At 38.1% G+C, this 12754-nt stretch carries 9 protein-coding genes; 1 reads left to right on the forward strand and 8 read right to left on the reverse strand.

The genetic code is table 11. The features are described from left to right. Window positions 1-338 precede the first annotated feature (338 nt). From PVK62_RS14170 to hemL, 4 genes are all read right to left on the reverse strand, one after another. Window positions 339-3716 carry a response regulator gene (locus PVK62_RS14170; RefSeq protein ID WP_274445473.1) on the reverse strand — a complete coding sequence of 1126 codons (3378 nt, stop codon included), beginning with the start codon at window positions 3714-3716 and terminating at the stop codon, window positions 339-341. A gap of 163 nt (window positions 3717-3879) precedes the next feature. Next, window positions 3880-4899, reverse strand: a complete 1020-nt coding sequence (gene rsmC, locus PVK62_RS14175) for a 16S rRNA (guanine(1207)-N(2))-methyltransferase RsmC (protein ID WP_274445472.1) — start codon at window positions 4897-4899, stop codon at window positions 3880-3882. A 125-nt stretch (window positions 4900-5024) separates the two neighbouring features. After that, entirely contained in the window at window positions 5025-6110 is a 1086-nt protein-coding gene (locus PVK62_RS14180; RefSeq protein ID WP_274445471.1) for an AI-2E family transporter, read from the reverse strand. A 266-nt stretch (window positions 6111-6376) separates the two neighbouring features. Beyond that, window positions 6377-7672, reverse strand: coding sequence for a glutamate-1-semialdehyde 2,1-aminomutase (gene hemL / locus PVK62_RS14185; protein ID WP_274445470.1), 1296 nt, complete (start codon window positions 7670-7672; stop codon window positions 6377-6379). Window positions 7673-7905: 233 nt separating this feature from the next. On the opposite strand from hemL, the gene erpA reads away from it, so the two are divergent. After that, window positions 7906-8247 carry an iron-sulfur cluster insertion protein ErpA gene (gene erpA, locus PVK62_RS14190; RefSeq protein WP_274445468.1) on the forward strand — a complete coding sequence of 114 codons (342 nt, stop codon included), beginning with the start codon at window positions 7906-7908 and terminating at the stop codon, window positions 8245-8247. A gap of 342 nt (window positions 8248-8589) precedes the next feature. Here erpA and PVK62_RS14195 read toward each other — a convergent pair whose 3' ends face one another. The 4 genes from PVK62_RS14195 to mtnN all read right to left on the reverse strand — a co-directional run bounded on the left by PVK62_RS14195 (window position 8590) and on the right by mtnN (window position 12450). Then, the gene (locus PVK62_RS14195; protein ID WP_274445475.1) at window positions 8590-9900 is read right to left on the reverse strand and encodes a peptidoglycan DD-metalloendopeptidase family protein; all 1311 of its coding nucleotides are present in this window, start codon (window positions 9898-9900) and stop codon (window positions 8590-8592) included. A 180-nt stretch (window positions 9901-10080) separates the two neighbouring features. Continuing rightward, window positions 10081-10692 carry a TRIC cation channel family protein gene (locus tag PVK62_RS14200; RefSeq protein WP_274445467.1) on the reverse strand — a complete coding sequence of 204 codons (612 nt, stop codon included), beginning with the start codon at window positions 10690-10692 and terminating at the stop codon, window positions 10081-10083. Between the two features lie 43 nt (window positions 10693-10735). Next, window positions 10736-11689: a cobalamin biosynthesis family protein gene (locus tag PVK62_RS14205; RefSeq protein WP_274445466.1), complete on the reverse strand. Its 954-nt coding sequence runs from the start codon at window positions 11687-11689 to the stop codon at window positions 10736-10738. 65 nt (window positions 11690-11754) lie between these two features. Then, the gene (mtnN, locus tag PVK62_RS14210) at window positions 11755-12450 is read right to left on the reverse strand and encodes a 5'-methylthioadenosine/S-adenosylhomocysteine nucleosidase (protein ID WP_274445465.1); all 696 of its coding nucleotides are present in this window, start codon (window positions 12448-12450) and stop codon (window positions 11755-11757) included. Between the last annotated feature and the right edge of the window lie 304 nt (window positions 12451-12754).

The raw sequence follows: 12754 nt of genomic DNA on the forward strand, positions 1-12754 counted from the left end.
CATGTTCAATGTATACTGAACTGTAAAGGTAAAAGTTAGTGTTTACTTACCTGGTGTATCTTTGTATATATATGGTTTACTTTCTGCCTTATAGACAGTGATAGCGATCACGTGTGATCTAAGTCCGTAAGTTTATCGCTAAAATTATCAGCGTGAGTTTGTTGTGATTCGCTTCTCATTCTTACGACAAATATAGATTTTACTGAGTGAAATGCACTTATTTATTGTTTTTTTTGTTGTTTTTAACGAATCTAAAAGCAGTTAATTTATGCCGTAAAATAGTGTGGATATAAAAAAACCCGTACCAAAATACGGGTTGAATTTAATTACTTTAATGATTAACTCGATGAGATTAAAGACTGAAGTTTATCCTTTATCCTTATCAGTCTTTCCCTTTCTTGGTTATGTGTATTACAGTGCGTAAGGATATACTCTAATGTACTCACGACAGTTCGCCATCGCGGTGTTTTAGGCAAAGACTCTACTCGTAAGTACTTATCTAAAGTTCGAGTTTGCAGCGTGCTTCTATCAAGATAAACGCGCCATAAACCGCTTTCTTCTGCGAGAGTAAATTTAGTTTGTCCTGTGGAGTCTTCCCAATATTGAAGAGCAGAAATCATGCCATCAACAATGAGTTCTCGCATAATCATCCCTTTATCCTCTTTATTCTCATTAGCTTTAACTGCTAACTGAGCAATATCGCCCCCCATGATAGATAAAGAATCGAGTTTCTGTTTATCTCCATCAAAAGCAAACGCAGAGAGAGCTTCTACGGCATTTTCTAAGTCATGAATACGTTGCTCACTAGCTTCATTTTTATGGCTAACTACAAGCATGACAGATAAACCTGAAGCGGCTGGAAGGTGTAATAGATCAGCATTGATTTGCTTTATCGCACCATCTATATAGACGTCAATATTACCTCTATAATTTTGTTCACTTTCAATTAAGCTGCGTTTAGCGATTAACTCATCAATAGAATAGCGAGACAATTGCTCTTCTGTTCGTAAGAAAAGTTTTGCAGCCGCTTGGTTCACATATTGAATTTTGCCATCAGATTTAGCACAAATAATGGCTTCTTGTGCGTGAGTTAATTGCCCTAATATATGGCCTTGGGTTTCAAGTAAGCTGGTTTCTACTTTCTCTCTATGACGGATTTCTTGTTGCAGTCTGTCATTTTCAGTCAGTCTTCCCTCTGCTTGACTTGCTTGTAAATGAGCTTTAATTCTAGCGGCCAGTTCTTGCTTATTGAATGGTTTAGTTAAGTAGTCATTGGCTCCTGATTCAAAGCCTCGCACTCTATCTTGGGTTTGATTTAATGCGGTTAACATAATAATAGGCAGCTCGGAGTGGCTATATGTTTGCCTAATTGATTGACAAACTTCATAGCCACTCATACCTGGCATCATTACATCTAAGAGAAGTAATTCTGGTATTTCTTCTTTTAAGGCTTTTAATGTTTCAGGGCCATCATTAACGGCTTTTACGCGATAACCTTCAACTTTGAGGAAGCTACTTAATACTTGTAGATTGATAGGTTCATCATCAGCAACTAATAGCAGAGGACCGTCTGGGTTCTCTGGGATCTCTTCTGTCAGATCATCTAAATTGTATTCCAAATTTTCAGGTTTTTGGAAATGAGCGATATCTTCCTTCGTTAGTAATTTATGCTGTTGTATCTGTTCTTTACTTGCTAAAGGTACGGTAAAGCTAAAAGTAGCCCCAACCATTGGCTGGCTACTTACATATAAAGAACCGCCCATTAATTCAATGAGTTGACGACTAATAGATAAACCTAGGCCAGACCCTTGTCTGTAGCGATTAGAATCATGACCAGCTTGGATCAGAGGTTCAAAAATATGTTCTAATTCATCGGCAGGGATCCCATGGCCAGTATCAACTACTTGCACACGTAGGAATTGGTCAACAACGCTGGCCGAAATAACAATTTTCCCTTCTGAAGTATATTTAATCGCATTACCAATTAAGTTATACAGAACTTGCTCAAGGCGTTGTTCATCGGCATAAACAGAAGGTAATGATTTATCAACTTGGTTAATAATACGAATGGATTTATTACCAAGTAAATGCTGCGATAACTCAAGAACAAGACTTGTTGCAGAAGAAAGATCAGCGACATGACGGTGAATATCTAAATTACCATGACGCATTTTATGGTAATCCAATAAATCATTAACTAGGTTTGTTAGTCGTTGTCCGCTATTAATTATGATTTCTAATTGATGTCGATGAGAAGCTGATATAGGGCCATTTTCACCAGTATAAAGAGCTTCTGCAATACCAACCATACCATGCAGTGGGGTTCTTAGCTCATGAGAGGTTGTTGCTAAGAATTCATCTTTTAATTTATCCGCGGCTTCTAACTCGCTATTTTTATTTTTGATAATAGCAAGGTTTGCTTCTAACTCTTTATTTTGAGCTTTGATCAGTTGAATTTTTTCTCTTATTGATCGTTGCATTCGTGCAAAACTTACCGCAAGACGACCAATCTCATCTTTTCTATCGGTACTAATCATCTCTTGATCTAAATCCCCTGCGGATACTCGTTCTGCTGCCCAAGTTAGACGTAGTAAAGGAGCGGTAATTGAGTTAGATAGGAAATGAGAGGCTATGACTACACTGGCGATAGCGATGATCATAGCAATAATAAAGATGTGCTCTAATTGTTGGATTTGTGCAAAGGCTTCATTTTCAGGAAGCTCAACAGACAACCCCCAAACATGATTATCAATATTGATTGGAGCAAATGCTGCCAGCACTTTCTGGCCATTTTTATCTACAAAACTACCGACGTCTGTTTTTCCTGATAGTGCCGCTATTATATTTTGAGATAAATTTTTGTTGGTGTTGTTATTGTTAATTCGAGAATAAGAGTCTTCACCAACAAAATAGGTTTTAGTTGAGCTATTTTCCTTCTTATTCAAAAGCTTAGATAACCCGGTGTTTGGTAATTTAAATAAAGCAAAACTATGTAAGTACCCTTGTTGAACGATAGGTGCGGCAAACCACGCAGTACTTTCATCATTAATGTAAGAGAAATCAGAAAATATAACCGGGATATTGTCTTGGTTATTTGGTTTATCCATTATTTCACGTACTTTGCTGTATGTTTTTTCAAGCAAAGTGTCTTTATATTTACCTGTGAGTAGATTAGTACCGTAGTTGTCTTCTTTTTTAGTTGAGTAGACAACATTGCCATCAATATCCACTAATAGGATATCGGTGAAATCAGAACGCTTTAGTAGCTCTTGGTAGGCCCAGTGATATCGCTTATGTAAAAGACGATAGCGTTCACTACCAATATAGGAATCAGATTCAGGCAAGACACTGGTGCGAATTTTATTACCAGAACCTTCTATATACCTTAATTGTGCATTTTTTCTCGCATTTTCAATCGATGAGCCTAAATGCGGAAACGCACTGATTAAACCATAAAATCGGCCACCACTCGCATTGGCTAATTCTGAACGTGCAAAGCCTAAAACTTCGGATCTTCGTGCTTTAAAATAGTTTGTTACTTGCTGCTCTTTATTATCTCTTAAAGAAACAAGGTGAGCTGTACTTTGAGTAGCTAGATCTTGACTGTGCGATTGAAGAAAGAAGATCGCGATAATTGATAGGGGGGTAATACTCAATGCAAGAAATGCAATCATTAACGTATGTTGAAGACGTTTAAAGTGTTGTTTTTTATCCATGTTAAGCCTGATTTACACTGTTGTCCATTCAGCGGAATTGACACAATTAACGTGTCAGTAAGTATATGGTAATGAAGTTTTAACGAGAAACTCTGCTGCTTCTTATACGTAATTTACGTTAAAAATCAAGCAGCAGAATGGTAAGTTGCGGCGGAGTGCTAGATTATTTTTGTGCGGAGTAGATCTTAAATTTATTATTTTTAGCTAATGTTGCACATTCCCCAAAGGCTTTTTCAATAATTGGAGGATATTGTAAGAAGCTATTTGCCACTAAAATTAATTGCCCTTGATGAGTTAAATTTTGTGGTGCTTTTGCAAGTAGCTCTTCTGTTGAAGAATAGTGCGTTTTTAAACCCGCATGAAACGGAGGATTGCTCACGATAAATTGGTAATTTTCTTTAGTATCAGAATAAACATCACTAGCGAAGACATTACCTTCAAGACCGTTTGCTTTTAAAGTCTCAATTGATGAGGCAATAGCTAGAGCGCTGATATCAACCATATCTAAATGAATTTTAGGGTTTAATGTTTTCATGACTGAACCTAAAACACCGGCACCACAACCAAAATCAAGTACGTGCCCACGTAATGATGGCAGTGTTTGTAGTAGTAATTCAGAACCTTTATCAAATTCACCATGACTAAATACGCCTGGTAGGCTTCTTACTTCAATGGTGTGCTCTTCAAATTGAACTTGATACTCTTTAAACCAATCTTGTAGATTGAAGCTTGGTACTGATTCAGTGCATTGGCCCCAGTAAAAACTGCAACGACGAGCAGAATCAAATTTAGTGATTGGTCCAAAATCGGCAAACATTTTTTCAATGCTTTTTACACCACTTCTGTTTTCACCAATGACAGCGATTTCGGTATCTTTACCTAGCTTGGCTAGAAGCATGGTCAGTAGATACTCAGCTTCAGCTTTTGCTTTTGGCCAATACAGTAGGATCATATCTGCATTGATATCTTCAGTTAACTCAGAACCAAAATGGCAGTCAATACTGTCATTGTTTTCAAACTGCTTATAGTAGCCATAGTTAGTCGTAAAAATTGATGTTGAAGCACAATGTTTGACTAACTCAAGTGGAAAATCATCAGTAAGTTCACCAGCAATGAGAACGTGTTTGCCTTCAAAATAAGCAAGTTGACGTTGAGTGATTTGACTTGGAGCTGAGTAAGACATAATGGCCTCGAAAGAATACAAAAACTGACGAGATTGTCCCACAAAGAAAGGGGAAGGAAAAGAAAAGTAAGAGGCTGTTTACGTGAGTAAAGAAATCCAGCCTCTATCTGATAAAGTTTATTGAGTTAATTCTTATCTTGTTGGTCTAAAAATGTTTTAAATTCAGTCTCATACATATTAAAAAGAACTAAAGTTAAAGCGAAAATAATAGGGCCATAAATTAAACCAATTAAGCCATATAAGTGAATTCCGCCTAATAAAGAGAAGAAAATGAGTAACGTATTCATTCCTGAGTTACCTTGCATCAATAATGGTCGTACGATGTTATCAATCGAACCTACAACCAGAACTCCCCACGCGGTTAAGAAAATAGCCCATTCCCATTGGTTCGTTAAAAGTAGATAAATCGTTGCAGGTACCCAAATAAGAGCAGTACCAACAACAGGAATAAAAGAGGCAAATCCCATCATTGTTCCCCAGAATAAGCCAGGAAAACCAGCTAACCACATAGCAAAACCACCGGCTAGGCCTTGGGCTATAGCAGTTAAGAAAGAACCAAGAATCGCTGATTTTGAAACCACTTCAATTTCATTCAATAAGCGATCTTCTTGACTTCTTGAAAGAGGCAATACATGGCGAAATGCTGAGATGATTTTGTCCTGATCTCGCAATAAGAAGAAGAGAACAAACAGCATTAAGAAGAAATTCACCAGTACATTTGTCACATCACCCAATATTTGAGCACTGACGCCAACCACTTTTGTTCCTACTTGAGAAGCAAGTTGAGCCACTTTTTGAGTAATTTCAGCAGGGTCAATAACATCAAAAGGGAGGTGCTTATTAATAAACGCTAATATTTTCGCAACAATAGGGTGTTCAAATAAAGTCTGAATTCCACCTTCTGTGACCCAGTGATAAGCGTCTTTAGAAAAGGTTACGCCTTGCTGAACAATGGCAACAAAGACAAAAAATAGGGGGATGGCAATAATAAAGGTCAGTGCAGTACAAGACAAAATAGCCGCACTATTGGGGCTATTTGGTAGTTTTTCGCTGATTTTATTATGTAGAGGTGCAAATAACAGAGACATAATAAAGGCGAGGATAATAGGGTTTAAATAAGGCTGAATTAATAGAAAACACGCATAACCCGCGGCAAGTAAAGCAGCAATTAAAACCCAATGGCTAGAATTTAGTTTATTGAAATGAGACACATTATTCCCTTATGATGCGGTTAGCTATTTAATAAATACTGACAGTTAGTTAAGTTATATAGGTACTTAGTTAGCTTAGCAAGAATAATGGAGAGTAACGATGGGCTGTTGTGATAAAGAGACGTGCAATAGTAATAAAAAAAGAAAATTACCAGTTGTTCCTGTAATTATGATTGGACTAATAGTGATGGTGGTGTATTTCTGGCAATAAAAATGGCCTTCTCAATACAGAGTCGACCATTGATTAATTTCTTATCGTTTTAGATTTATTTTGCTTCTGAAGCCATTGTAGCAAAACAACGATCAGCGGCTTCTAGTGTTGCTTCAATCTCTTTTGGACCATGAGCTAAAGAAGTAAATCCAGCTTCAAATGCAGAAGGAGCAAGGTAAACACCGTGTTTTAGCATTAGATTGAAAAAACGTTTGAATTGTTCGATGTCGCACTTAGTTACGTCTTCGTAGGTTGTTACTGTTTCTTGATCAGTAAAGAAGAAACCAAACATACCGCCAACGTAATTAACTACCATTGAGATACCATGCTTATTTGCTAGCTCTTTTAAGCCTAGCGCTAATTGTTTGGTCGTACTAGCAAGGCGCTTTTCATTGCCTTCTTCTGTTAATACTTTCAAACAAGCAAAACCAGCAGCCATTGCAACAGGATTACCAGAAAGGGTACCCGCTTGATATACAGGCCCTGTCGGAGCAATATACTGCATTACTTCTTTGCTGCCACCAAACGCACCAACAGGCATGCCGCCACCAATAACTTTACCAAGACAAGTTAGGTCAGGTTTGATGTTGTAGTAACCTTGTGCACAGTTTTCTGCAACACGGAACCCTGTCATTACTTCATCAAAAATCAATAACGCGCCTTCTTCATCACAGATCTGACGAAGACCTTCATGGAAACCTTCTACTGGTGGAATGCAGTTCATGTTGCCAGCAACAGGCTCAACAATAATACAAGCGATCTCACCTTTATTTGCAGCAAATAGTTCACGAACAGACGCTAAGTCATTAAACGTTGCTGTTAGTGTGTACTTAGCAAAATCAGCCGGTACGCCAGGAGAGCTAGGTTGGCCAAGTGTTAATGCACCTGAACCTGCTTTTACCAGTAAGCTATCGGCATGACCGTGGTAACAGCCTTCAAACTTCATGATCTTATCACGGCCTGTGTAACCACGAGCAAGACGAATGGCACTCATTGTTGCTTCTGTGCCTGAACTTACCATACGAACTTGTTCCATTGATGGGACTAATTCAGAAACAAGCTCAGCCATATTGATTTCAGTTTCAGTTGGTGCACCAAAACTTAAACCACGTTGTGCAGCAGATATTACGGCTTCACGAATAGCAGCATGGTTATGGCCAAGGATCATTGGACCCCAAGAGCCAACGTAATCAATATAAGCTTTTCCATCGGCATCAAAAATTAATGGGCCATCGGCACGCTCAATGAAAATTGGTGAGCCACCAACACCAGCAAAAGCACGAACAGGTGAATTAACGCCACCAGGGATTTTCTCTTGCGCTTTTGCAAATAGTTCTGCTGATTTGGTCATTACTTATATCCTCGTAGTAATCAATTGGACCAGTTGGCAGTTATTGTACCTAAATTGAATCAGAATGCTTGAGTTGATCGTATTAATCCCCATCTAATAAGTAAATAAATATACTGAATGAGAGCTAACTAGCTCTGTTACGCGTGATGGATGTATTGAATACTTGAATGAAACAGTCAGGTATTAGATAATCAGAATTAAAATAGAATTGGAAACCAATCTGAGAGGTTGAAATGAGTGATGTATCTGTGCCGTTAACGTTTTCTGATGTTGCTGCGGCAAAAGTAAAAACGTTAATAGCAGAAGAAGAAAACCCAAATCTAAAACTACGTGTATACATTACAGGTGGTGGCTGTAGCGGTTTCCAATACGGATTTACTTTTGATGAAGACGTAAATGATGGCGATATGACGCTAGTAAATGATGGCGTAACTTTAGTTGTCGACCCAATGAGTTTACAGTACTTGATTGGTGGTGTTGTTGATTATACAGAAGGTCTAGAGGGTTCTCGCTTCTTTATTAATAACCCAAATGCGACAACAACATGTGGCTGTGGCGCATCGTTTAGTGTGTAACCACTGAGGCAGAAAGGTAAGTTGAGTACTCTCTTCTTACCTTTTTTTATAAATGTACAGCATTAAGTCGTGCTCGAACTATGTTGATGAGCCACCAAGGCATTTCAGCTGAAGATTCAGAACGTTTATTGGTTCGGCCAATGGAGCGAGTTACGTTCTATTGAAGGGCTTGAAAAGTAGATGCGAAATTACAAACAGGTGTTCAATGTTTACGCCCAGAGCTATTAACGCGCCTTGTTTATTGAGGTTAGGCAGAGATAAAGAATACGCGAACGAGAGATAAAAATAATGCCCTACGGTGTCATCAGATCATGACATCATAGAGCATTATCGTACGTTAACTTACTCGTGAGTTAGTACCGGGTGATTGCCAACGATAAATTGGCTGTACTGCTCAAGTTGTTTTAGGCGTTCTTTGGCTACAAGTTCAAACTCTTTCTTATCGTTACCTGTTAATGATTTTGATTGTGGTAACGAGACCGTTCTTGCATCTTTATGAACACCGTTAACTAAGAATTCATAATGTAAGTGAGGGCCTGTAACTCGTCCTGTACCACCTAAGGTACCAACCGTATCTCCTTGCTTTACTCGTTGTCCCGCGTTGACATAACGCTTAGTCATATGTAAATACTTAGTAATGTAGGTATTACTATGGCGAATAAAGACATAATTACCATTGAATTGATTGTAACCTGACTTATCAACCACACCATCACCTGCTGCCCAAATAGGGGTACCAACCGGTGCGACATAATCAGTGCCTCTATGTGCTTTTCTTTGGCCTGTTACAGGGTGTAAGCGACGAGGGTTAAAGTTAGAACTCACATAACGGAAGTTAATTGGGGAACGTAAAAAAGCCTTTTTCATTGCTCGGCCATTTGGCTCATAGAAATTGCCATTTTTATCATTACGAATAGCGGTAAAGTTATCACCACGATTGGTAAAAGATGCTGCAATAATATTCCCTTTGCCTGCGTATTCCCCCTCAACATAACGCTCCTCATAAAGAACGTTAAAACTGTCGCCTTCACGAATATCTAAAGCAAAATCAATATCCCAACCAAAAATGCCCGCCAGTTCCATTATTTGGTTTGCATTTAAACCAGCACTAATAGAGGCATTCCAGAAGTTAGATGTAATCGTTGCTTTGGTATAGTTAAGCTGTGTTTCGATATCTTGCTTTTCAAATAAGCCAAGGTAGCTATCGCCGACTTTACTAATCCTATAGGTTTCAAATTTACTGATAGGACGAATAAGTTGAATTATTTCTTGGTTTTTGTTGAAGCCAAATTTTAATTTGTCTCCTGGACTCAACCGAGTTAGCTGATTTTCTATCTCTTTATCACTACTGGTTAAGTTATAAAGTTGGCGAGCAGTTAAACCAACGCGACTGAATAGTACAGAAGCACTTTCACCAGACTTTACGGTATAAGTTTCCCAAGAGAGTTGTTTATTTTTAGAGGTTTGCTCATGAGAAATAAGGGACTCTTGACGAATTTCAATAGGGTATGTTTGTCCAACGGATAATTTATAAAAACCGGAATCTGGTGCGACAGAATCTGGAATTGTCGCTACAGCAGCAACTATTCCAGCACTGCAAATACCAATAAGAATGCGATGGATAACAGGAATGCGAGTTAATTTAGATAATATCATTCGACTAATTAGGTAAAGAATTCATAAAAATAACGACATAGGAGTTTAGCCTGTTTTTAGACTAACTGCTATGTAATGAGGTTATCGTTTTGTCACCTTTTAATAAAAAAAAGTTCAGTAAATTTAAAATAAACAAGAAAAAGCCAACCCATAATGGAAAAGAGTTGGCTTAACGTTTTATTTATTAAGAGCGAAAGTAGGTAAGGACAAGTGCCAGCGAATAGCCGCAAGTCTAATTGCTAATGTGGTAGCTACCCCCATTAGCATAGCGGTTGAACTCTGAATATTAAATTCGAGAGCAAAGGTGTGAACAATACCTCCTAAAATACAAGCCGTAGCATAAACTTCACTTCTTAATACCATAGGAATTTCACGAGCAAGTACATCTCGGATTATTCCACCGCCACAACCTGTAATAACCCCCATAATGACTGCCACCATAGGGTCGGCATTGTATTTTAGTGCTTTTTCAACACCGATCCCGACGAAAACGGCTAATCCAATAGCATCGGATACTGGTAAAACATACCAAGGAAGGCGTTTGGGTTTTCTGATGATTAACATGGTTAAAATGCAGGTAACAAAAATGACTAATAAATAGTTTGTATCAGTAATCCAGAAAACAGGGGTAGCACCAAGTGCCATATCTCGAATCGTACCACCACCGATAGCGGTAACACTCGCAAGTACTGTGACGCCAAAAGGGTCCATTTTTAACCGTCCGGCTAATAACACTCCCGAAATAGCAAAGATGGCAGTACCGAACATATCAATTATATAGATTAACATCTTGTCCTCTATGACTTACAGCATGATGTTGTTGAGAGTACAGTTATAATCCATGTTTGATTATAACCATTAGAGTGCTTTGAAGGATTAGCCAGATAGCTATTCTCCAACTTAAAAAACGATGTATTTGTGCTAAATGAATCGCAGAAGGTGCGATTTTTCCTCCAAGTTTTGGTCTACTGATTTTCTTGCCCTGATAAATAACAGGACCGCCCATAGAAAGCTCAAATTTTTTGCCAATAATGATAAGTAACCATGCATTATTTTTATTTGGCCAGCTTTTTTTCTGTTGTTTAAGTACATGAAGAACAATTTGAAAATGTTTTCCTATAAGGCATAAAAGGCTAAACATCTTTAAAGGAATAAAATCTAGAATAGTTTGAATGGTTAATGCTGGAATACCAAATGGTCTAAATGTATCTCTTGAAGGTGACCAGGCACGAGCTAATTCTAAAGATAAACGATAAATAAAAGCTCCGATCCCTCCTGCAATACCATACCAGAACAGCACGCCAATGACGGTTCGTGCATAACCTAAAACCATTGTCTCTGCACTTGCTTTACCTAAGCCTAAAAGGGAAAGTGGTTCAATATCTCTATTTAACCAAGGCATTAAAATTGTTTTTGCTTCTTTTTTATCTTCTTGGTTGATTGCTTTTATCGTATTTTTACAAAGTTTTTCAACACCTCGCCATTCCAAGGAAATTAAAAGTAACCCTAGATTAAATAATGGTAGATTCCAGATGAGAGGTAATGCAGCAATATACACAATAATGACAGGGGTAATCATTAACGCCCAAGCAAGCGAACCAGAAATTAAACGTTGTTGATAAGAGCGAGTAGTATTTACCTTTGTGGAGAGTAACTCTGCGAATTTTCGCCAGATAGTCATTGGGTGTGCATGTACGGGAATAGGAAGAAGTAGATGAAATAATAATGCTCCCCATAAAACCAATAGAGAGTAATCAGCAATGAGTAGAGATAGTTTTTCAGACATATATGTTTACTGTATAGAGGGAAAGAATTGAGCTAACGAATTTTGCCAGCTCAATTAGGTTGCAATTATTTTAGCAATGCGACAATTTTAGTCACCATTTCTGATGAGCTTTGCGCAGCAAGAGGCAAAAACTCCTCAAAGCTCATTGGTGATTCTTTATCAGCGACATCTGAAATTGCACGAACAACAACAAATGGAATTTCAAACTGGTGGCAAGTTTGAGCAATTGCAGATGCTTCCATTTCAACAGCGATAACTGATGGGAAGTGAGTGCGGATGAATGCTTGACGCTCTGGAGTGCATACAAAAGCATCACCAGTACAGATTAAGCCACGTACAGCGTGTTTATTTTCCATTTGTGTTAATGCTTGCTCTGCCACAGACATTAATTTCTCGTCGGCTTTGAAAGCGGCTGGTTGCTGTGCCATTTGACCCATTTCGTAACCAAAAGCAGTTACGTCTGCATCATGGTGGCGTACTTCTGTTGAAATAACGACATCACCAAGATTTAGTGATGAATCAAATCCACCAGCTGAACCTGTGTTTAGCACAAGATCTACATTATGATCTGAAATAAGTAATGTTGTACCTACTGCAGCAGCAACTTTACCAATACCAGATTGTAGCAATACAACATCAGCACCAGATAATGTACCTGTATGAAAAGTACATCCTGCTTTTGTTGTTGTCGTTAAGCCTTCAATCTGTTCTTTTAGAATGGCAACTTCTTGTTCCATTGCACCAATAATGCCGATTTTCATGTGTATATCTCAATAAAGTTTGAATAGATGATAATTGTAACATAGCTATTAAAGAGTGAGGAGCTAAGAGTAATGAGGTTAATCACGCATAAAACGGTCTTTTTAGGTTGATATTTGTTCGCATTGTTTGATTGTTGTTCGAACGGTATTTTTTTTAATAAAAAGCCTTGCACGAAAATCTGAATTGCCTATACTGCGCATCCACTGACACGGAGCGAGTGATTCAAATCACAGTATTTCTTGTTAGTTTGCTCTTTAAAAATTTGAAACCTATTAATCTGTGTGGGCACTTGTGAGTTGATAA

It is taken from the genome of Aliivibrio sp. S3MY1 (genome assembly GCF_028765575.1).
Lineage (GTDB): Bacteria > Pseudomonadota > Gammaproteobacteria > Enterobacterales > Vibrionaceae > Aliivibrio.

Excerpts from the sequence above, each read along its gene's own strand:
- PVK62_RS14200 (WP_274445467.1), bottom strand. The coding sequence starts at position 10,692 with ATGTTAATCTATATAATTGATATGTTCGGTACTGCCATCTTTGCTATT.
- hemL (WP_274445470.1), bottom strand. The coding sequence starts at position 7,672 with ATGACCAAATCAGCAGAACTATTTGCAAAAGCGCAAGAGAAAATCCCT.
- mtnN (WP_274445465.1), bottom strand. The coding sequence starts at position 12,450 with ATGAAAATCGGCATTATTGGTGCAATGGAACAAGAAGTTGCCATTCTA.
- erpA (WP_274445468.1), top strand. The coding sequence starts at position 7,906 with ATGAGTGATGTATCTGTGCCGTTAACGTTTTCTGATGTTGCTGCGGCA.
- rsmC (WP_274445472.1), bottom strand. The coding sequence starts at position 4,899 with ATGTCTTACTCAGCTCCAAGTCAAATCACTCAACGTCAACTTGCTTAT.
- PVK62_RS14205 (WP_274445466.1), bottom strand. The coding sequence starts at position 11,689 with ATGTCTGAAAAACTATCTCTACTCATTGCTGATTACTCTCTATTGGTT.
- PVK62_RS14170 (WP_274445473.1), bottom strand. The coding sequence starts at position 3,716 with ATGGATAAAAAACAACACTTTAAACGTCTTCAACATACGTTAATGATT.